Raw genomic sequence first — 21,146 nt, forward strand, 5'->3', positions numbered from 1 at the left:
GGATTCAGCATCCAGCTTGAGTCGAAGTCTCATTCGAGCTAGGAAATTAATAAGCGGCCTGCGTGTTTTGTCCACGATACCGGTTATTTCTGCCCCGATCTGTAAGAAAAACATTAGCATACATATGACGGCAAAAGTGATCCAGTTCGCCGCGCTCGACTGTACGACAGCCGATTGCACGATTGCGAGTCCGCCGAATATAGCAGCTACTCCCCAAATGATAAGTACGGTACGACGGTGGCTGAAGCCAAGGTCGCGCAGACGATGGTGCAAATGCCCTTTGTCTGGAGCAAATATCGGTTTCTTGTTTACCCAGCGGCGAACGATTGCGAAGAAGGTATCCGAAAGCGGAACGCCGATAATGAGCAGCGGTGTTACAAACGATACCATCGTTACCTGCTTGAAGCCAAGCATCGAAAGCGTTGCTAGACTGAAGCCGAGAAACAGCGAGCCCGAGTCGCCCATAAATATTTTTGCGGGATGAAAGTTGAAAACGAGAAAGCCGACAATTCCGCCCAGCAGCAATGTACTCAGTAAGATAACTGGTTGGAAGCCCATCAGTGATGCCATCACAACAATCGTTGCAATCGCGATGCCTGACACGCCGGCAGCAAGCCCGTCCAAGCCGTCGATCAGATTAATTGCATTCGTTACACCGACGATCCAGAGAATCGTAAGCGGAATGCTGATCCATCCAGCAATTGGCTGCATCGTTTCACCGAACGGAATGTTCAGCAAGTCGATCTTAACGTCGAAGACGAAAACGACTACGCATGCCGCCGCGATTTGACCGAGAAGCTTCACTTTTGCTGAAAGCTCGAAGCGGTCATCGAAAGCACCTAAAATAATAATCATCGTACCGCCGACTAGCAGCGCGTTGATCATATTGGAATCTTGCGGACGGAGCAAGCCGTCTGGTATAAATGGCGATAAAATAAAGAATGCGCCAACGAATGCAATATAAATAGCTAGACCGCCAAGACGCGGCATAATGCGCGTGTGTACCTTGCGGTGATTTGGTTTGTCTATTGCGCCTACTTTGAAAGCAAATTTCTTAACAAGCGGCGTCATCGCAATGGCTAGAACAAGAGCGATTATGAACCCAATTGAATACAGCAAGCCTACCGGCATGTGTGCAACTCCCCTTTTCTTTCTACCGAAGTGAATTATACTCCGATTGGAAAGGAAACTCCAACCCCGTTTTCAACCAATTTTCATGGTTTTAACGAGAATTTCACGGTGTAGGTCGAGGTTTTGTAACGTTTTCTTTGTCGCGAACCACTTTCACTACGAATTTCGGCAAAACAAGCATTCTTTTGTAGCGTTTAGGCTCTTGCAGCAAGCGATAAAACCATTCAAGCCGAAGTTTTTGGAAAATATTCGGAGCTCGCTTTAGCTTACCCGAAACAACATCGAAGCTTCCGCCAACGCCCATAATCAATGGTACGCCCAGCTTTTGCTTGTATTTCACAATCCACGGCTCCTGCGTATCCGCGCCTCGAGCCACAAACAATAAATCAGGAGCAGCCGCACGGATTTCTTCGATGACCTCCTCATCCTGATCAGGGCCAAAAAATCCGTTCCGATAGCCTACAATTTTCACTTGAGGATATTGCAGCTGCAGTTTCTCTGCCGCGGCTTCAATAATCTCCTGTGAGGTGCCAAGCAGGTAAGCCTTCCATCTACGCTTTTCACCCTCATGCAGCAAGCGATGAAGGAGATCAAACCCCGTCACACGTTCTGCAACAGGCTGTCCTACGTATTTGGCCGCCCATACAACTCCTGCACCATCAGGCACAATAAGATCTGCGCGCCGCATCATTGCACTATACTTGGGGTCCTCGACGGCAGACATAATCATGATCGGATTAGCGGTAATCACATGGGTTACGCGTCTTTCTTCGATTGCTTCTATTAAGTAATTGACTGTGTCATCCATGCCCACTTTGGAGAATGGTATGCCGTATAACGGCACAGTTGGTAGTTGTTTCGACAAGAGGAACTCACCTCGATAATGTATGACGCAGCAAATGTACAATTTGTTGCGCCGGTCTTTGCGATTGTTGTTTTAAAAGATCGATTGCCAGCTTGTGCTTTGCCTGCCAGCCCTCTTTGTCAGACAGCAGCAAACCCGCTGCTTCTGCGAATTTTTCGGCATCGAGCTGCTCCGTCGTGCCGATGGCTTTGATGCCAAGTCGACCCAGAAATTGGTCGATCTTCGGGTCGTACGAGAGGCCAAGCATGGGAACCCTTTGGCCGGCGGCATAAATAAGCGCATGGAGGCGCATGCCAAGCAAAGCGTCGCACCGGCTGACCTCAAGCAGCATTTGCTGGGGGTCGTCGCCGGGCGCGGCCAGCTCGGCGGTGGAACCATCGCCGAGCCTGCCGCGCAGCCGTTCCAGCACCTGCTCCGACGCTACAGTGTCGGAGGGTGTGTGGAACGGCAGGAAGCGCAGCCGGACAGGCATGCGCTTCGACAGCGCGACTAGCGCATCGGCGGCGCGTTCGAGATCGGCGCCGTCACTGCGCCAGGGGCGCAGCGATACACCGACCAGCGGCGCAGCAGTAGGGTCGGAAGCTTGTCCAGCCGCTGATGAACCTGCAGGAAGCGGCAAGCCCATGACCGGATCAGGAACAACATCGATCCGATCACTAGGCACGCCGATTCGTCCAAGCAAAGCAGCGGATTCCTCATCCCTAACGGATACATATGCGCTTTGCTTCATCACTCCGCGAATCATAGGATCCATCCAGCGCCGAATCACAGGACCAATCCCTTGCGAATAAGCGAATGTTGGCTTACCCAGCAATTGGGCCAGCTTCATGACGCCAGTATAATAAGGAATCGTTTTGGCGCCTGTAACGTCCTGCAGGAGGCTTCCGCCTCCGCTTATTAGACCGTCGCTGCCTTTCAATGCTTTCCATAGATCTCCTGGGTGCATGCGGCGAACAGCATCAACGCCATACATGCGGCTTGTCCAATCTGGATCACCTGATAAAACGATCGGCTGAATTTGCACGCCCTGCGCCTTGCCTTCTTCTTCTAGTGCTAGCAATATCGATTTGAGCACCGCTTCATCACCGCTGTTGTAGAAGCCATAATAGCCTGAAATTACTATTCGACGAACTTGCGGATGATGGCTGGTGCCCATTTACGAATTGCTCCTTCCACGATCTGCCATGCCAAAATCAAGATACATCCGATTATGATACCTGTACCCAAGCCGAGTGCTACACGAATCATCGAAATGTAAAGTGGTGTATGAAGATGTGCAAACGTATCAACCATCGTCAATTGACCAATCGAACCAATGATTACAAGCAGCCATGCCGCACGATAACGAAGGGCAAGGAACAAGCCAAGCAGCAGCGGCGGATGACCAAGCATGAACTCTTTAAAACGCGGTCGTACGCCGAATGTATTTTCCAGCCAGCCGCGAATAAGCAGCTCAATAGCAGGCGCTTGTCCACCGTTACCTGTACGAGACAAGTAATAGAAGCCGATTATGCCAATAACTCCAGCTACTATAATCCACGTTAAGGTAATAGGTTGTGAAAGCAGCTTGCGCAGCTTTCCGATTGATGTTTGACCGTTATAGAAAAAAACATAAATGGCCACGAGGATAATCGGAGCCAAATGCAGCACACTTACGCCGCGGAATTGTTCCAATACAAGATTGTACGTAATATTGTTCAACAATCCGAATATCATCGGCGCTCCCATAAGAGAGATGAGCGTCGCCACAATAAACCAATTCAGAGCAAGACCAAARCGTCTTCCCGTAGATATGGCAGGGAATATCCATTTCATACGATTGCCGTTCTCATATACAGCACCTGGCTGCTGAGGAGTCTGCCCTTGCTGGTTTCTCCCTACTGACCAATTCGTTCCACCAATGATACGACGCTCGCCAACGGTACGAGAGTAAATCCGATTCATTACCCAGATTAGAGCCAGCGTAGGCGCTGCAATTGAAGCACCTAATGCAAGTCCTTGCTCCATGAGCGAGCTGTTAAGCTTGTACAAGCCTGCGCTCCCAACTAAGCCAATCGCATAAACGGGAATATAAACGCCTGGAATAAATGCGCCGATTAACAAAGTAATCAGTGCTACTGCAGCCGCAGCAACGATTGCACGCAGCGGTTTATTCCATGAAGGCTGCTCATGATCAAACGGTTTTGGCTTGCCTGGCGTAAAGCCGGCGTCCGAGAGCTTATCTACGATTCCGCCCTCTTCACTCATTGCCTCAGCAATGCGGTCCAAGGAGTGAACCACCTTTGCTTTATCCGTATTGGACTGAGCTGTCCCGTTCAAGAAAAACATCCGGATATTACGATCCTTCGCCGCTAAAAGAAAACGATCAGCAATAGCTTCCGGCGTCATCGTCATACCGTCGTTCTCCGACAATGAATATAATCTGACTACATTATAATTTGTAATATAAGCTAATTTATTTATGCCTTGTTGCGGTTTTTTCAAATTTTCTATGGTCGCTACGCCCATATCGTATTTTTTGAGCAGTTCTCCGAACTGATAAAGGCTGTTATCCATCGCTTGATCGGATGCACCCTTTACTTTGTCACCGTCGAACAATACGCGGTCTACATCGTATTCCTTCAATTTCGCAAGCATAGCATCTGTTGCCTGCTGATCATAAGGCTTAATACGGTCAGATAAGCGAGGCAATATTTGAAGTCCGGCATTATGAATCGTTTCAAGTGAAATCGGATCAAAATCCATCGTTTTCATAACTGCCTCTGCAATTGGCATCTCAACGACTAAGCCATTGCGGCCGCCGTACGACCAATTGCTATACACAGCCTCTGAACGATCAAGCGCTTCGCGCACAATAGGACCAATCATTTCCTCTTCTTTGGGCCCATTGAACAAAATATAAGTAAAGTTTTGGCCTACCGGCTCAAATTTACTTTGCAGGAGTGCAGCATCTCTGGAACTGTAGAAAGTAAGTCTGCCGGAGATTTGCAGATCCTTCAGAGAGCTCTCATAAACAGCCATTGTAGTGACGCCAGCTTCCTTGAGCATCTCCAGCTTTTCCGTTAAAAATTGCTGCGGCCTAGCCTGACGCTCCGCCACCTCAATAATATCCCGATAATCAAATACATATTCTACTTGCTTCGACGATTTTTCCATTTCCATCCGAACGGCACCGAGCGGCAATGCTGCCGCCACCCCGATAATTGCAATGATCCATAATGCGAATCTTGCGCGCCGATTCCATTGCTGCCAACGTAAAAACACACAATTCCTCCGTTCTAAACAGGTTAATTATTGTACTATTCGGTAGAGTCTACCCGTTCCATAACGGAGGCTTGCAATGTTTGCAGCGCCTCAACAGCAGCATCCTTCGACTCACTTTTAACCGCAAAATAAACTTTGATTTTTGGCTCCGTGCCAGATGGACGAAGGCAGAACCATGAGCCATCCGCGCGCAAATATTTCAATACATTTTCCGGACGCAAGCCATCTTGGCCTTTGCCGTAATCAAGCACGCGCTCCACTTTGACGCCGCCGATTTCTGCAGGCGGGTTTTGACGCCAGTCATCCATAATAGCGCCTATTTTTTGCACGCCATCAAGTCCCTTTAGTGTACGTGACTCCAAACCCTCCAAATAAAAGCCATGCTCAGCGTATAACTCTAAAAGAACATCATATAGCGTTTTTCCTTGACTGCTATAATAAGCTGCAGCTTCAGCAATTAACAGCGCAGCAACGATCGCATCTTTATCACGCGCATAAGTTCCTGTTAAATATCCGTAGCTTTCCTCGTAGCCAAATAGGAAGGTATGCTCTCCTGTTTGCTCATACCGAGTCATTTTTTCACCAATATATTTGAAGCCGGTCAACGTGTTCTCAACCGCTACACCATAGGAACGGGCAATATCTGCGCCTAGTTCACTTGTTACGATTGTTTTGATCACTACGCCATTATCTGGCAGCTGTCCACGTTCCTTCAACTGGCTTAGCACATAATGAACCATTAGCGCACCCGATTGGTTCCCAGTGAGTACCACGTACTCGCCCTCATTGTTTTTCACAACCGCACCCATACGGTCTGCGTCAGGATCAGTACCGATAATGATATCGGCATTCACCTGCTGCGCCAGCTTAATCGCAAGCGTGAACGCTTCGCGCTCTTCCGGGTTAGGAGACTTTACAGTGCTAAAATATCCATCCGGCTGCTCTTGCTCCGGTACGACGTGCACATTTTTAAAACCAACCTTCTTCAACACTTCGCGAACAGGCATGTTGCCAGTGCCATGTAGAGGTGTGAAGACAACACTAATTTTTTCTCCAACTTCACCTTTAATAAGATCAGCATTCAAGCTCTGAGCAACAACCGTATCAATAAATTGTTGATCGGCGTCATCTCCAAGCCAGCGCAGCAATCCTTTTCCTTCCGCTTCTTCGCGGCAAACCCGTTTCACTTCATCGAAACCCGCGATTTGACTGATAGCAGAAATAACTTGTTCAGCTTCCTCAGGAATAAGCTGGCAGCCGTCAGCGCCATATGCTTTGTAACCATTATATTCAGGCGGATTGTGGCTTGCCGTAATGACAATTCCACTTGCTGCATTCAGCGCACGTACCGCAAAAGAAAGCTGCGGTGTTGGACGAAGCGCTGTGAACAAATAAGTAGTGATACCGTTGCCCGCAAGCACAAGCGCTGCATCGAGTGCAAACTCAGGTGAATTATTGCGGGAATCGTGAGCGATAACAACAGAAGGAGCCGCTCCATCCGCCGATTTGCCAGCAAGCAGCCAATTTGCTAGTCCCTGTGTTGCTTTACCAACCGTATAAGTATTCAAACGATTCGTTCCTGCACCCATTACGCCGCGCAAGCCGCCCGTACCAAATTCAAGGTCGCGATAAAAACGATCCATAATTTCTTTTTCTTGTCCTTCAATACTGCGAAGCTCGTCCTTTGTTCCTGCATCAATCAACGGATCATTAAGCCACGCTTCATATTTAGCAATAACATTAGCATTCGTTTCGTTCGTCATATTTAGCAGCCTCTTTCATTCATGAATTTTAATTTATGAAGGATTAGATAAAGCAAACATAAGCTCGCCTTCGGCAACGATTTGATCGCCAACCCGTGCTGTTCCTTGTCCTTTTCCAATAGAGCCCTTCAGTCTTGTAATCTGGACCTCAAGCGTCAACGTATCGCCAGGCTTAACTTGACCGCGAAAGCGGAAGCCGTCGATGCCTGCAAAAAAACCAAGCTTTCCACGATTGGCTTCAATCATCAGCATCGCTACAGTACCTACTTGCGCAAGCGCTTCTACTATAAGCACGCCTGGCATAACCGGATAACCCGGAAAATGACCAACAAAGTAAGGTTCATTCATCGTAACATTTTTAAGACCGACTGCACGTACGCCTGGCTCAACCTCCAAAATACGGTCGATTAGCAGAAACGGCGGGCGGTGCGGAATGATTTCTTGAATTTGGTTAATATCCAACATGAAAAAAAACCCCTCTCAAAAGTTAAGTTAGGAAGTATAAAAAGTGTCATTCTGTACGACACTATACATATCCCTCATAAACTGCAGTTTATGAAGGTTAAGATAAGAGGCTTGGCTGCTTGGACCCGAAGTGTCCTCCGCCAAGCCTCTTTGTTCATATGTAGTGACTTGATGATCACGAATGTCCAGTAGGTGTTTCTGTTATGTGTTTATTCAGCGCTTTAAACATGACGATATACATCATTGAAGTAATGAATGAAAAGCCAATAACGCCCCACAAATAAACATGAGCATTCGGCGCTTCAAAGAAAATGAGCATTATCGCTGCATAAAAGAGCACAGTTGTCAGCTTTCCCATCCAGTTGGCAGGCACCGTCTTTTTCCCTCGAAAGTGAAAATAGAATCCCCCCGCTATCATGCCCAAATCGCGCACAAACATCGCTGCAGCCGCAGCCCAGGAAATATGGCCGGATACGAGCAGCGATACAATAACAGTGATCAGCATCATCTTGTCCGCAAGCGGATCAAGCATCATTCCAGCCGTCGTAATCTGACCGGTTCTGCGTGCGATATAACCATCAAGAACATCGGTAATACCGGCAGCAACCATAATCAAAAAGGCAGGAATCATATGTCCTTCCGCAAAAATCACGATGTAGACAGGGATTAATAAAAAACGCAATGATGTTAATAGATTCGGCAGATTCAACTATTCACGCTCCTCTACCTATAACTGACGGTCCACCATGGTTCCCAACTATTATACAACTACCTCCCGTAAAAATAAAACTATCCGCTGTTCCTAATAAGCGGAACAAATTGCAGAAGTTAGTTCTAACTGACTATTTGCAATTTTTTTATGTATACATTTTGTGATCGTTATTCATTTTCACCATCTTCTTACCGTTATAAATAGAATACCAATTACTTTAAACAAGAAAGGACAGGGATGTAGTGAATTTTAGTTTACGCTTGTATAAGTCGTTGAAAGTAACTCGCAGGTGGCTCGCAGCTACGCTTGCAATCGTAATGGTTATGACTTCCATGACCGGCATTGTCAACGCCGCTGAAGATACGATCACCGGCATTGATTTCACCTATGACCCATCGGATTACAACAGCAGCACATCATCACTGGAAACATTTGTTGAAGATGATAAGGTTAATCTAGCCGTTTATGCAACAGGTACAGGCATTAGAAAAGAAGTTACTGCCGATGCGACATGGAAATCATCGAATACCGCTCTTGTCAAAGTGGAAAAAGGCGTCTTAACGGGTGTAGGCAAGGGAACCGCAACGATAAGCGCTACTTATAAAGGCTTCACCATTTCTATTAAGGCCTCATCAGACTATATCTATGATTCCGTAAGCTTGATGCAGAACGGAGTAACCGCTCCAACAACGCTGGATATCGAGATTGGTCAAAATCTGGCCTTCACGCTTAACGGCTTGAAAGGAAACAAAGATCCGCTACCTGTGACAGGTGAAGCTGTTTGGACAACATCGAATGCTGCGATCGCAACCGTAGATGAAGGTGTTATTAAGCTGCTAGGTGTTGGAGCCGTTACAATTACGGCAAAGTATAAGGGCAAATCCGATGCGATTACATTAAATGTAACCTCACCTTACAAGTCGATTACGATCGATTCAGGTACTTCTGGCAAACTGGTCGAAATCGACATTGGCAGTGATGATAAAGTATTAACGGCATCCGTCGATCCAAAGATCGGTTCGATCCTGGATGTAACAAAAGATGCAAAATGGGTTAGTGCTAATGAAAAAGTAGCCACAGTTAAACTAGGCGTAGTATCTGCAGTAGGTGCCGGAAAAACGACGATCACAGTATCCTACAAAGGGGTTAGTACAACGATCGATGTGGTCATACGTACACCTTACCAGTCGATCAAGCTCTCACCAGAGAAGGAATACCATCTGCAGCTTCAGGACAAGGATTTACAGGTAAGAGCAGATGTCCTGAATAATAAAAATGATTCTGACGATGTTACTGATGAAGCCGAATGGACGTCTTCGAACGTCGTGGTTGCTACGGTTTCTAAAGGATTGATAAAACCTAAATCCGTCGGTACAGCTAGAATTACAGCCAGCTACAAAGGTGTAAGCCGCAGCATCGAGATTACAGTGTATCCGAGCATAACTGAACTTAGTATTGAAACGGAAACTATCGATGGTTATACCGATATTAGCGAGGATCTTCCTAGAGTCATGGCAACAACATTTGATGGCTCGAAGGTAGATGTATCCAAAATCGTAAAATGGTCATCCGCAGATGAGAAGATTGCAACGATTAAAGATGGTCAATGGACAGCCAAAGCTCTTGGAGAGTCCGTTCTTACCGCATCCCTTCAAAACTATAAAGCGGATGTAAAATTAGTCGTTCACATGAAGCCGTTAAAGCTGATTGCCGACGTTAAGGATCTTAGCATTATTTTAGGAAAAGAAACGCCTCTCCCTTCCGTAAACGTTATTAATGAAGACGGAGAAGAAGAGAATATTTCGAGCAGAGTGAAATGGAAGGCTTCATCAGATGATATCGTATTGAAGGAAACAACTATGAAGGGCCTAGATGTAACAAGCATCACGCTCACTGCGACTTACCTGACTAAGAGCGTAACGGTACGTGTAAGAATAGAGGAAGAAATCGTCAAGCTTGTTGTTGACCCGATCTCCCTAGATCTTTACCCTGGCAAATCCAAATCGGTTAAGGTTACAGGCTATTACAAGAGCGGCAAGCAGGTTTCACTAGGTTCAAAGATGAACTGGGAGTCTGGCAATCCTAATATCGCAACCGTTAGCAGTACCTCGGTTAAAGGAATTGCAGTAGGAACAACTAAAATTGCTGGTTCATACCAAGGCAAAACGGTCATCGTTCCTATCGTGGTTTCACCTAAACTGAAATCACTTGTTCTATCCAGCAAATCGGTTCAGCTCAGCCCTGGAGGAGTCTATTTGGCGAAGCTGCAAGCTAACTTTACGACTGGCAACCCGGCTGACGTTACGGACGACGCCGTTTGGACATCCTCCAAAGCTAGTGTCGCAACAGTCGTAAATGGCAAGATCGTCGCTGTTAGCAAGGGTTCCGCTTCCATTAAAGCAACCTATGCAGGTAAAAGCGTGACGATTAGAGTAAGTGTAAAATAGTTCAAAAATGCAGCAAGTGAGAAGCTCGTTGCCTCGTTACACGACGAGTTTTTCACTTGCACAAATAATGAATAATATCAAAAAAAGGATGCCCGCTGCGCAGCAAACACTGCAAAGCGGGCATCCCTTTTTCTATTTAATTGATTACGATTCAGCAAACACTAAGTCATAGAGATGCTGCCATGTTGCCCAGCTAAAAACCTCATCCTCAGGCTGCTTGCCTATTACAGCGTAACCAATGTACAAGCCTGCCACAAGCATAATGATCATTAYGAGCGGTACGATGCTTTTGCGCAAAAGCCACAGCAGCATGCTTACCCCTTTGGGCCGTTGCTTCTTATTGGAGCTCTTCTCTTCAGCCTTCACGCGACTGGCGCGCTTCTGCCTCCCTGAGCTTTTCTCTTCCGCTTTACTCCCGGATCCGCTTGCTTCGTGGTCCATTCGCTCATCGGCCATACTCATTCACATCATCCTATCCTTATGCGCGCAGCCCGTTGGTAAGACTCATCATCGTATCACTTGACGATAACGCTCTAGCTGCCAATTGATAAGCGCGCTGCACATTAATAAGCTCGGTGATCTCGTCCGTCAGCTCGACATTTGACTGCTCCAAGTAACCTTGACGCAGCACAATGTTATTTTCCGAGTTCGGCACGGTCTGCTGCACGACATCACCAGCATTAATTCCGTTTGCAACGACAAACAGGTTATCAGAAACAGCAGTTAGTGCCGCAGGACGCGAAGCTTGGAGCAGCTTAATGCTGCCAAGCGGAATTGTGCGTTCGGAAGATACTCCTAGCACCGTTCCATCTGGATTAACCCGCAAACTGTACCCTTGTGGTACTACGATATTGCCCTCAACCACGTTTCCTGTCACAGCATTTCTTACATTAGCTACGACTGGATATCCGTCTTCCGTTGCCAAAATCGTATCACCGTTTGCGCCGACCGTCAACTGAAACGCTCCATTGCGTGTATAAGCACGGTTGCCAGCGTTGTCCACTTCCACCTCGAACAATGCATTTCCCTCGATCGCAATATCCGTGTCCTTATCGGTTCCCTGCATTGGACCTTGGGACAAATTAGGCTGAACCATTGTCATTCTTGAGCCCCAGCCTTGTGTGAAATCCATCGGCGTTTTTCGGCCAGGCTGATTGAAAGCTTCCGGCTGAGTTCTTAAGTTCGTAAGAAGATCCTCAAAGGTAGCTTCCTTCTTTTTGTAACCAACCGTATTCACATTAGCTATGTTATCGGCTAGAAGATCCAGCTTTTGTTGAAGACCATTCATGGATACCATAGCGTTAATCATTGAACTGTTCATGTTTCGTGCACCTCCGCTGCTTCAACCTGTTGTTACACGCGACCGACTTCATTGACGGCTTTGCTTAAGCTTTGATCATAAAATTGGATAACCTTCTGGTTAGCTTCATAAGCACGCAGCGCCGACATAAGGTCAATAGCTGCTTGCGCAGTATCAACATTAGAACGCTCTATGTAGCCTTGTCTCACTTCCACGCGTTCATTCGGAGCGATAGCGACAGCTTCGCCGCCCTCACCCGAGAATCGGAAGCTTCCGTTTCCTTCGCGCACAAGCATATTCGGATTATCAACACGGCTAATTAGCAATTGAACGCCGATATCTTGCCCATTGGCATCAACGAAGCGTTGATTATCAGTCAGTACGAGTCTGTCTAGACCTACACCGGCAGGCATCCGAATCGGCTGACCATTTGTTCCAAGCACGCTCGATCCGTCACTTCCCATAAGAAAGCCATCCTCGGTCAGCGTAAACTTACCGCCCCGCGTATACCGAACCTCGCCATTTTGATCCTGCAGTGTAAAAAAGGCTTGAGGCTGAAAAGTAATTTCACCGTCCGGGCTTATATTTTTACCGGAGGCGTCAAAGGACAACCCGTCTACTTCAATGTTGGAGATCAAAGCAAAGTCAGACGAGTTATTCGTCTGTGTCAGATCGCCCTGCAAATGAATAGACAAGCTTTCTTCCGCAAATACACCGTTAGTCAGTTTACCGATCTTGGTGAAATTCTCCGGACCAGCGCCTGTCAATGACAGCATCATCTCTGGAAAAGAACGTGTGACAGCGTTTGTCTGCTTGTAACCAGGCGTATTAATATTCGAAATATTGTTCGTCACCGTATCATGTCTGCGCTGCTGAGAAATCATGCCTGACGCCGCGGTGTACAATCCTCTTAACATCCGTTGTTACCCCCTTAGTGCTTCCAATCGATCCTAGCTATATATGTTATCGGTTGAAAGCAAGGCTGCCTGAATAGCTTGTCCATGCGACCTATGACTCATTTACGCCTCGGCTACGCCCCCCTAAGGCTCCCTACCCGCGCAAATCATCTATTATATAGGCCGCATACGGTCTTTACTTCTTCCCGAGCTTGTCCAAGTTATCTAGAAGGATTCCGGTTCCCTTAACGACGCAGTGCATCGGATCTTCCGCAATAAGCACAGGCACTTTAAGCTCTTCTGCTAGTAGCGAATCTAGTCCGCCAAGCAAAGCGCCTCCACCTGTCAAAATAACACCACGGTCAATAATGTCCGCTGAGAGCTCAGGCGGCGTGCGTTCCAGCACAGCCTTAGCAGCCGATACGATGGACATTACGGAATCCCATAGCGCCTCGCGAACTTCTCCTGAACGAATCGTTAATGTGAGAGGAAGGCCTGAAACCATGTCGCGACCGCGAATATCGATCTCTTCCTGTTTTCCGCCCTCTAGCACAGTGCCAATTTTAATTTTAATATCCTCGCTTGTTCTTTCACCGATTAGAAGCTTGTATTTGTTCTTGATAAACTTCATAATCGCATCGTCAAACTTGTCCCCTGCGACTTTAATGGAGGAGGCAGTGACAACGTCGCCCATAGAAAGAACGGCTACATCTGTCGTGCCCCCGCCAATGTCAACGACCATATTGCCGCTAGGCTGGAAGATATCCATTCCAGCCCCTATCGCAGCGGCTTTTGGTTCATCCTCAAGAAATACTTCTTTTGCTCCGCTGCGTTCTGCAGCTTCGCGAATAGCCTTCTGCTCTACAGAAGTAATGTTGGTTGGAGCACAGATAAGAATACGGGGACGGCTAAACCATTTCCGTCCCTCCACTCGATCAATAAATGCTTTAAGCATAATTTCCGTAATTTCAAAATCCGCAATAACACCATCACGCAGCGGACGAATCGCAATAATATTGCCCGGCGTTCTGCCTACCATGCGATGCGCTTCCTCGCCAACTGCCAGCACGCGTTTTGAATCACTCTCAATGGCAACTACAGAAGGCTCATCGAGTACAACGCCTCTTCCCTTTACATGTATGGATACATTAGCAGTACCAAGATCAATCCCAATATCCTTGCTCAACATAAGGCTTAAGTCCCCCAACGAATAATAATTACAAAACGTACATTTGGTTCCCTTGACACAGAAACCGCTAACGTTTATTATTCGCCAAAAAAGACAAAATTCCTCTATAATTCGTGAAAAAACTTCAACGCTTCCCTGCTGCGAGTACTTCACGCTTTTTTGTACTCGTTTTTTTATATTTAATTTTGGTCGCTTCTCCTCCCCTCAGATGCCTAATCGATTTGTGGTACTCGAGAATGTGCTTTACCTGATCGGCCAAATCGGGGTTTATTTCAGGAAGCCGCTCAGTTAAATCCTTGTGCACAGTGCTTTTAGACACGCCAAACTCCTTGGCGATCGTCCGCACCGTATGCTTCGTTTCCACGATGCAGCGGCCTATTTTAATGGTTCGCTCCTTAATGTAATCGTGCACGTTCCCGCCTCCCTACTCGAGATAGTTTGGTACATTATATGAGTAGGCACCGTATATATTCGTTGTGGCCAAGCTTGACAGGCAGGAATGTGAATAAATTTTCATAAAAACGTAAAACAGGCAGGAAATTGCTCCCTGCCTGTACGACTAAAGTCCTATTTTTTACTAAGCTGACGTTATGGTTTAACTTGTATTACTCTTGGACTAACGAGCTTGGGTTTATCGCCTTGCCATTGCTTCTTGTTTCATAATGAAGGTGGATGCCCAAATCGCGTTCCAAATCATTGCGACCGGCTTTTGCGATTACTGTACCTTGCGTAACATCATCGCCTTCTTTAACGGTTACATCCGCTAAGCTTTGGTAAACAGTCACTAGACCGCCCTCATGTGTGATTTCGACGGAGTTGCCGTTAGTTGGATGCTGCTCCACATAAGTAACCTTGCCTGATAATGCTGCAAGCACATCAAATGTTTTTCCATTTGGGTCAACAAAGTCTATACCCATATGAGGAGAGAACTTGTCACCCGTTTGGATCAATGCAGCTTCGCGTTCTGCGTCACTTGCTTTTGCATCGTAGAATGGAAGCACTTCTTTAAGCACGGTTTTGTCAGCTAGCGGCCAATGGATCGATTCGTTGGCAGCAATAACTTCTTGCACTTCTTCATCCTTGCCTTGCGTTCCTGACGCTTCCCCTTGTGTAACTTCAGAAGGCTCGGTTTTTCCTGTTGTCGCTGTCGGTTTTGTATCCGCCCCCTGATAGATCCACATTAAGGTTACGATAATTGCTGCCGCGGCCATGAAGATTGCTGGAGATACCCATCGCTTTGCAAAAAGGTTCTTCCATCCACTGCTAGATTTGGCGGCAGACGTTCCTCCCAGAACAGTTTTGGGAGTTTCTTCTGGTCTTTGCTTCGGTTTACTTTGATTTTGATCATTCATTTTCTATCACCTCACTAGCCATTGTTACCAGATCTGCTAGGTTTATACGTGAGGTGAATACGAAATATTGAAAGAGTTCAAATTACGAGCGAGCTCTCAGCTCTTCCGATAGCTTCGAAGCTTGTTCCACTTGAACGCTAGAATAATAATGAGCCAGAATAGCTTCGGCTTTTGCCCCTGATTGCGCCATTCCATTGGCTCCCCACTGGCTCATGCCGACGCCATGCCCATAACCAAAAGTCGTTATGGATATCGATTTATCTTTTATATTCCAAATAAATTGAGAGGAAGCAAGTCCTAGCAGCTCTCTCACTTCTCGGCCTGTGAACGTTTTGTCTCCGATAATCATCTTGCTGATTCGATTTCCTTCCGTCTTCTCTATTACACGAATGGAAGGTTTGGCAGAGTTCTTCTTTGCTACTCCTAGCTTACTGTAAAACTCGTTAAGCGACAGCTTGACCGTTTCTTTATATTTCGGCGACAGCTCTTTGTCCCAGGGGCTTGCCACGCTGCGCAAATATGGAATTTCTTGCGTCCAATAGTCCTCCGAGTTTTCGGTGAATCCATTGCTGGTAGAGAAGAAAGCGGCATCTATCGGTTCGCCTTTATAAGTGATAACCTTGCCCTTCGTCTGAAGGATCGCTTCATTAAGCTTGCTCATATTGTTTTTCTGCTCATTCTTTGGCCATTTGGCTGCGAGCTCTGCAACTGAAAGATACACTTGATGATCGGTCGTGTCCGTCACATCCGCTCCTTTTACCGGAACTCCGCTGTCATTGCCAAGAAAAATTCTACGAATCATATACGTACGTGCTGCAATGGCTTGCGCCTTTAACGCCTCAAGCTCGAAGCCGATTGGCATTTCCGCAGCTACTACACCGCGAACATACGCTTCAAGCGGAACTCGCTCTATCCGCTTTTCCTTCGTCAAATAAACGCGAATAACGAGACGATCAATCGCATCAAGCGTTTCTCCATTCTTCCCATCACCAGCCGTTGGCCGTTTTAAAAGATCATTTTCAGAAGCTGGAATGAGCGCATCCGCATCTTCCAATATACCCGTTTTCGGCATCGTTTGATTACCCGCTTTAATAGATGCGTTGTCTTTTAAAGACCTAGCAGCCTTCGCATCATGAAGCTCTTCAACTGAAAGCCTTACTAGAATGACAGATGCGCCAAGCATCGCTCCGATTGCAAACAAGGCCATCGGTCTGCTTGTCCGCATACGATCGATCATCGAAACTATTGAAAACGTCCCTCTTCTTCGCCTCATGAGCTCTCCTTCCATCTTGGCCGGAAAAAGGAAGCAGGAAGCTGCCGCTGCCGCCTCCTCTCTCTTAATACGGGTCCTGATGGTTCATTCTATGAGCACAAATAATAGGGTAGAACCTTAAAGTCTAATCATGCCGAAGCGCGTCAACCGGCCGCAGACCGGCCGCTTTATTTGCAGGCAAATAGCCAAATATAACGCCAACGAGGGCAGAAAAGACAAAAGCTAACCATACAGTATCTAAAGGTACTTCCGTTTCCGTTTTCATAATCATTCCAATAGTAAAAGAGGCGATATATCCAAGTCCAATTCCTAGTGCGCCTCCCAAACCGCTGATGCACACAGCCTCTACTAGAAATTGAAACATAATATCCCGCTTTTTTGCTCCCAATGATTTACGAATGCCAATCTCTCGCGTTCGCTCTGTTACAGACACTAGCATAATATTCATGATGCCGATTCCACCTACGATAAGAGAAATGATCGCTACATAAATGAGCTGCCTGTTCATCGTTTCATTAACGGAATTTAATGTTTTCATCGCTTCCTCTTGATTAAACACCCTGTAGGCATTCTCATTGCCTCGGAATTTCTCATAGAGAACAGCTTCTACGGCAGTAACCGTCGCAGCCATACGATCTATATCCGAGACAATTAAGTTAATAGTAGAAACGCCGCTTGTTTGAAATATTTTCTGAGCTGTCGTTATCGGAATTAATATTTTCTCGTCATTTGAGCCGCTGAGTGAGCTTCCTTGCGATTCCAGCAATCCAACAATCGTGAAATTATAACCGTTTATCGTTATCTTTTTCCCTACTGCCGCCGCTGGGTCCACTCTCTCGTCCTCAAATAAATCCTTCGCGGTCTCCACCCCAATAAGCGCAACCTTTGTGTTGTTTGTTATATCTGGAGAGGCGATATACCTGCCATCCTGTACGGGAAAGCTTTTCACTTCCTCATAAGCGGCGGTTATTCCTTCTACGGTAACGGATACCTGCGTCTTGCCGTATTTCGCATATCCTGTTGTGCTCGTCACAGGCGCAACACCCGCAATATTCATGACATCGCCAAGCTCATTCGCTTCATCGACTGACAGCGTCGTAACTGTTCCACGTCCAAGAATATTAACGGAGAGCGAGTTTGGGCTGCCAAGGGAAGATACCTGCTTAGTCACTTCATTGGAGGAAGCCTTCCCCATAGCTACAAGCGCAATAACTGTTGCAACACCGATCAATATACCGAGCATCGATAATATTGTTCTAAGCTTGTTGGATAAGACGCTCTTGACTGCCATCCTGAGACCTTGCGTAAGCTTCATCGCTGTCCCTCCTCTCTTGCTCCCGCTCCGTCAACACCCCATCCCGTATAATGACCGTACGGCTTGCTCGTTTGGCTACTTCCATATCATGTGTAATCAAAACGATAGTCTGACCCGCGCGATGGAGCTCATCCATCATATTGAGCACTTCCATGCCTGTCTTAGAATCAAGCGCGCCTGTTGGTTCATCGGCAAGCAGTATAGGCGGATTAGTCGCCAGAGCGCGCGCAATGCCAACACGCTGCTGCTGCCCGCCCGACAGCTCGTTTTGGCGATGGTTCATTCGATCACCGAGCCCTACTCTATTCAGCGCTTCCATCGCGCGCATACGCCTCTCCTTGCCCGGCAGCCCCCGATAAATAAGCGGAAGCTCGCAGTTCTCAAGTGCTGTGAGCTTCGGAAGCAAATGATACCCTTGAAAAATAAATCCAATTTTTTTATTTCGTATTTCCGTCAGTTTATTATCGCTTTGTCCAGTCACCTCAAGCCCCTCAAGCCTGTAGCTTCCTTCGCTCGGCAAATCAAGACAGCCAATAATATTCATAAGCGTCGATTTTCCAGAGCCGGATGGACCCACGATGGCTAGAAAATCACCTCGTGCAACCGTGAGAGAGACCTCATGGAGCACTGTCATTTTTTCACGCGCCATCGTATAAAACTTTGTGATCTTGTTCATTTCTATTAATGGACCATTCAGCGTTGAGCTCATCGTGGACCACCTGTTCCTGTCCGCATTCCTCCGCCCATGCCTCCTGGGAAAACCATGACGTCGCCAGCAAAGCCGCCCTGCCGCATTGTCGTCTCCGCAGAGCTGCTGCCCATGCCAGCCGTTCCTTGGGCAATCGGAACAAGCACACTGTCCCCTTCTTTTAGCCCGGAAACAATTTCCACAAAATTTTCATTGCTGAGTCCTGTGGTCACCTCAACCAGCTGACCGCCAAGCGCATCCGGCATGCGGCCGCCACGACCGCCAGCTGCAAATCCACCGCCAGCGGCTGCACGACCTGCTCCCGATTGTCCTGCTGAAGCCGCTCCATCTGCTGCAATGGATTGACCTGTGCCTGCTMTTGCACCATTGCCTTGCGCACCCTGAGCACCTTGTCTCGCTGCCCCTGTTCCTGTTCCCCCCGTCGGGGCTTTCTGTACTCCGCTTGTTGTAGTGCCTTGTCCGGTCGCCGTTCCTTGTTTCCCGTCTACAGCTCCACCAGGAGCAGCTGCCCCTTCTTGCTGCTGCCCAGCCTGTCCAGCGCCTGCCGATGCACCCGCTCCGCCATTTTCAGACGGAATACGAACGAAAGACCTTGTGCCCATTTCGACGACAGCATTTACTGGTACAAGAATGATGTTTTCCTTAGACGCAATTGTAATGGCTGCCTCACCAGACATCCCTGCCTTCACGCCTTCGATGTTCTTTATCAATAAATTCACTTCAAATGAAGATGAACCGTTATTGGAAGTACCCTCCATCGCAATATCCGATACGGTTGCATTGATTTTCTTATCAGTCAGCGCGCTTAAGGACAAATCTGCCGATTGATTAACCTTTAAAGCAGATATATCAAGCTCATCTACAGATGTAACAAATTCCAGCTTTGTATAATCTACAATCGTAGCTATTGCCGTATTGGCATTCACCTCATCGCCTACCTCAATAGATATTTCGGTAACTTCTCCATCTATGGAAGCTGTCACTACTTTTTCCTCTTTTGCTTGTGCTTCATAGATATCTTGCAGTTGATCTTGGTAGTCTGCGATCTCATCGTTTGCATTTTCAATATTCTTTTGAAGCGATGCTTTCGAGGCCTCTTCATTTTCAGTGCCCGTTGCTTCCTTGTAGCTTTGTTGGTATTCAGTAATCGTTTCTTGTAGTTTTGTGATGCTTTTATTGATCGATTTAATTTTGTCATCATTGTCGTCCGCAGACTCAAAGGTAACAAGAATTTGTCCCGCTTTAATCTTATCTCCTTTTTTGACATTCACAGTAGCTATGGTGCCGCTCTTGCCAGCAGTCACTGATTCCCTCGAATTAGCTGCTACCGAGCCTGTCCCGCTAATTTGTTTTACGATTGACCCTTTTGTCGCCTGCACCGTCAGAGACGTAGGCATTACACCTGCTGCTTCCTTATCCTTAGCAAAATAAAAATAATAGGCACCTGCTCCAGCTGCGGCTAAAATAATTAAAATGCCGAGCCCTATCGTCCACTTCTTCATCTGCTTTAATCCACCTTCCATTGGTCTTAGTGAGATCGACTATAGCATTCAAAAATGAACGGAAGATGAACAAGCTTGCTCCTTTTATGCTGTAGGAAGCTTGGCGTAAATACATGAACGCATGCGTGCTTACAAACAACTAATCATTGCTTTTCCTCTGCTCTAAACTTGTACGTTAAATAGCTCCCGCCTATTGAACGGATGGGAGCATACATATCATTATGAAATATTATGTAAGGCGGCAAGAAATCGTCAGCAGGGCGATGTTACTAAATAAAGAAAAGAAATAAAAAAAGAACGGAGATCCCTCTCCGTCCTCATTCGTTCGTATTATTTTCTAGTAAATTGGTGATAGGTCTTACGGTCGATGAAGTTGCTCATGACAGCCTTAATCTCGTCTTCTGTCAACCCAACCGGTTCGCCGTCTTCATCGGTTCCAGTGAAGACAGCATTTCCAATAATGGATACTTTAGGTTCATACTCATCCTGACTTCTGATTCGCAATTTCTCTGTAAGATGGAAATTGAATGCTGATCCATCTGTCTGCAAGTCCATGTTAATCCATAAAACAACGTCATTCCATATAGTAATAGACTCGACGTTGCCCTCTGCAATTTCTTCTAATCCATCGTAGATGTTCTCATTTATTTCTATTTCTTTTACTTCTATGTCTTTTTCGATTTCAGCGACAATGACCTTCATGGTAGCCATACAACAACGCACCCTTCGATATTCAAAATGAATGATTTTTATTAATTCTATGACAAGTGCTTACCACATTACAAACTATCACTTGAGTACATGCGAGCAAGGTGTGCGTCAAATAGCCCTATTTAGATATCAAATAGGAACAAATATATGTTAGAAGAAAGTTACAGGGTATCAAAAACAACTTTGGGTATCTTCCGGGCTTAACAGGAAGTAACCACGCACTATAAACATCGTGTAACCGGCAATTTCAAG

General features: G+C 46.7%; 19 protein-coding genes. 1 reads left to right on the top strand and 18 read right to left on the bottom strand.

Annotation, left to right across the window (positions count from 1 at the left end; all coding sequences use genetic code 11):
* The 7 genes from AB4Z17_RS00005 to AB4Z17_RS00035 form a co-directional block, all read right to left on the bottom strand.
* Positions 1–1,131, bottom strand: a 1,131-nt coding sequence (locus tag AB4Z17_RS00005) for a glycosyltransferase family 4 protein (RefSeq protein ID WP_441957380.1), incomplete at its 3' end; no start/stop codon positions are given.
* 103 nt (positions 1,132–1,234) lie between these two features.
* Positions 1,235–1,939 carry a WecB/TagA/CpsF family glycosyltransferase gene (locus AB4Z17_RS00010; RefSeq protein WP_339209776.1) on the bottom strand — a complete coding sequence of 235 codons (705 nt, stop codon included), beginning with the start codon at positions 1,937–1,939 and terminating at the stop codon, positions 1,235–1,237.
* 64 nt (positions 1,940–2,003) lie between these two features.
* The gene (csaB, locus tag AB4Z17_RS00015; RefSeq protein ID WP_441957381.1) at positions 2,004–3,152 is read right to left on the bottom strand and encodes a polysaccharide pyruvyl transferase CsaB; all 1,149 of its coding nucleotides are present in this window, start codon (positions 3,150–3,152) and stop codon (positions 2,004–2,006) included.
* Positions 3,116–5,260 carry a DUF5693 family protein gene (locus tag AB4Z17_RS00020; RefSeq protein WP_441957383.1) on the bottom strand — a complete coding sequence of 715 codons (2,145 nt, stop codon included), beginning with the start codon at positions 5,258–5,260 and terminating at the stop codon, positions 3,116–3,118. Before AB4Z17_RS00020 ends, csaB begins: the two co-directional genes overlap by 37 nt.
* A 35-nt stretch (positions 5,261–5,295) precedes the next feature.
* On the bottom strand, positions 5,296–7,023 hold the full coding sequence (locus tag AB4Z17_RS00025) for a phospho-sugar mutase (protein WP_441957385.1): 1,728 nt from the start codon (positions 7,021–7,023) through the stop codon (positions 5,296–5,298).
* Positions 7,024–7,056: 33 nt separating this feature from the next.
* The gene (fabZ, locus tag AB4Z17_RS00030) at positions 7,057–7,488 is read right to left on the bottom strand and encodes a 3-hydroxyacyl-ACP dehydratase FabZ (RefSeq protein ID WP_056631018.1); all 432 of its coding nucleotides are present in this window, start codon (positions 7,486–7,488) and stop codon (positions 7,057–7,059) included.
* Between the two features lie 175 nt (positions 7,489–7,663).
* Positions 7,664–8,197 (bottom strand): CDP-alcohol phosphatidyltransferase family protein, encoded by a 534-nt coding sequence (locus AB4Z17_RS00035; protein ID WP_441957387.1) that lies wholly within the window; start codon positions 8,195–8,197, stop codon positions 7,664–7,666.
* Between the two features lie 263 nt (positions 8,198–8,460).
* On the opposite strand from AB4Z17_RS00035, the gene AB4Z17_RS00040 reads away from it, so the two are divergent.
* Positions 8,461–10,647, top strand: coding sequence for a hypothetical protein (locus AB4Z17_RS00040; protein WP_441957389.1), 2,187 nt, complete (start codon positions 8,461–8,463; stop codon positions 10,645–10,647).
* 144 nt (positions 10,648–10,791) lie between these two features.
* Here AB4Z17_RS00040 and AB4Z17_RS00045 read toward each other — a convergent pair whose 3' ends face one another.
* The 11 genes from AB4Z17_RS00045 to AB4Z17_RS00095 all read right to left on the bottom strand — a co-directional run bounded on the left by AB4Z17_RS00045 (position 10,792) and on the right by AB4Z17_RS00095 (position 20,894).
* On the bottom strand, positions 10,792–11,109 hold the full coding sequence (locus AB4Z17_RS00045) for a DNA-directed RNA polymerase subunit beta (protein WP_441957391.1): 318 nt from the start codon (positions 11,107–11,109) through the stop codon (positions 10,792–10,794).
* Positions 11,110–11,125: 16 nt separating this feature from the next.
* Positions 11,126–11,968 (bottom strand): flagellar hook-basal body protein, encoded by an 843-nt coding sequence (locus AB4Z17_RS00050; protein WP_076266220.1) that lies wholly within the window; start codon positions 11,966–11,968, stop codon positions 11,126–11,128.
* 32 nt (positions 11,969–12,000) lie between these two features.
* The gene (locus AB4Z17_RS00055; protein ID WP_076266221.1) at positions 12,001–12,864 is read right to left on the bottom strand and encodes a flagellar hook-basal body protein; all 864 of its coding nucleotides are present in this window, start codon (positions 12,862–12,864) and stop codon (positions 12,001–12,003) included.
* Between the two features lie 175 nt (positions 12,865–13,039).
* Entirely contained in the window at positions 13,040–14,032 is a 993-nt protein-coding gene (mreB, locus tag AB4Z17_RS00060; RefSeq protein WP_076266222.1) for a rod shape-determining protein MreB, read from the bottom strand.
* Positions 14,033–14,156: 124 nt separating this feature from the next.
* A complete protein-coding gene (gene spoIIID, locus AB4Z17_RS00065) occupies positions 14,157–14,444 on the bottom strand; it encodes a sporulation transcriptional regulator SpoIIID (protein ID WP_441910199.1) in 288 nt (95 codons plus the stop codon).
* Between the two features lie 193 nt (positions 14,445–14,637).
* On the bottom strand, positions 14,638–15,384 hold the full coding sequence (locus AB4Z17_RS00070; protein ID WP_441910198.1) for a peptidoglycan DD-metalloendopeptidase family protein: 747 nt from the start codon (positions 15,382–15,384) through the stop codon (positions 14,638–14,640).
* Positions 15,385–15,466: 82 nt separating this feature from the next.
* The gene (gene spoIID, locus AB4Z17_RS00075; protein ID WP_441957393.1) at positions 15,467–16,621 is read right to left on the bottom strand and encodes a stage II sporulation protein D; all 1,155 of its coding nucleotides are present in this window, start codon (positions 16,619–16,621) and stop codon (positions 15,467–15,469) included.
* Between the two features lie 160 nt (positions 16,622–16,781).
* The gene (locus tag AB4Z17_RS00080; protein WP_441957395.1) at positions 16,782–17,972 is read right to left on the bottom strand and encodes an ABC transporter permease; all 1,191 of its coding nucleotides are present in this window, start codon (positions 17,970–17,972) and stop codon (positions 16,782–16,784) included.
* A complete protein-coding gene (locus AB4Z17_RS00085; protein ID WP_441910195.1) occupies positions 17,914–18,681 on the bottom strand; it encodes an ABC transporter ATP-binding protein in 768 nt (255 codons plus the stop codon). The genes AB4Z17_RS00080 and AB4Z17_RS00085 overlap by 59 nt, the downstream gene beginning before the upstream one ends.
* Positions 18,678–20,183, bottom strand: coding sequence for an efflux RND transporter periplasmic adaptor subunit (locus tag AB4Z17_RS00090; RefSeq protein WP_441957397.1), 1,506 nt, complete (start codon positions 20,181–20,183; stop codon positions 18,678–18,680). Before AB4Z17_RS00090 ends, AB4Z17_RS00085 begins: the two co-directional genes overlap by 4 nt.
* A 330-nt stretch (positions 20,184–20,513) precedes the next feature.
* A complete protein-coding gene (locus tag AB4Z17_RS00095) occupies positions 20,514–20,894 on the bottom strand; it encodes a DUF3846 domain-containing protein (RefSeq protein WP_441957399.1) in 381 nt (126 codons plus the stop codon).
* Positions 20,895–21,146 lie beyond the last annotated feature (252 nt).

This window comes from Paenibacillus sp. TAF43_2, from assembly GCF_052113545.1.
Classification (GTDB): Bacteria; Bacillota; Bacilli; order Paenibacillales; family Paenibacillaceae; genus Pristimantibacillus.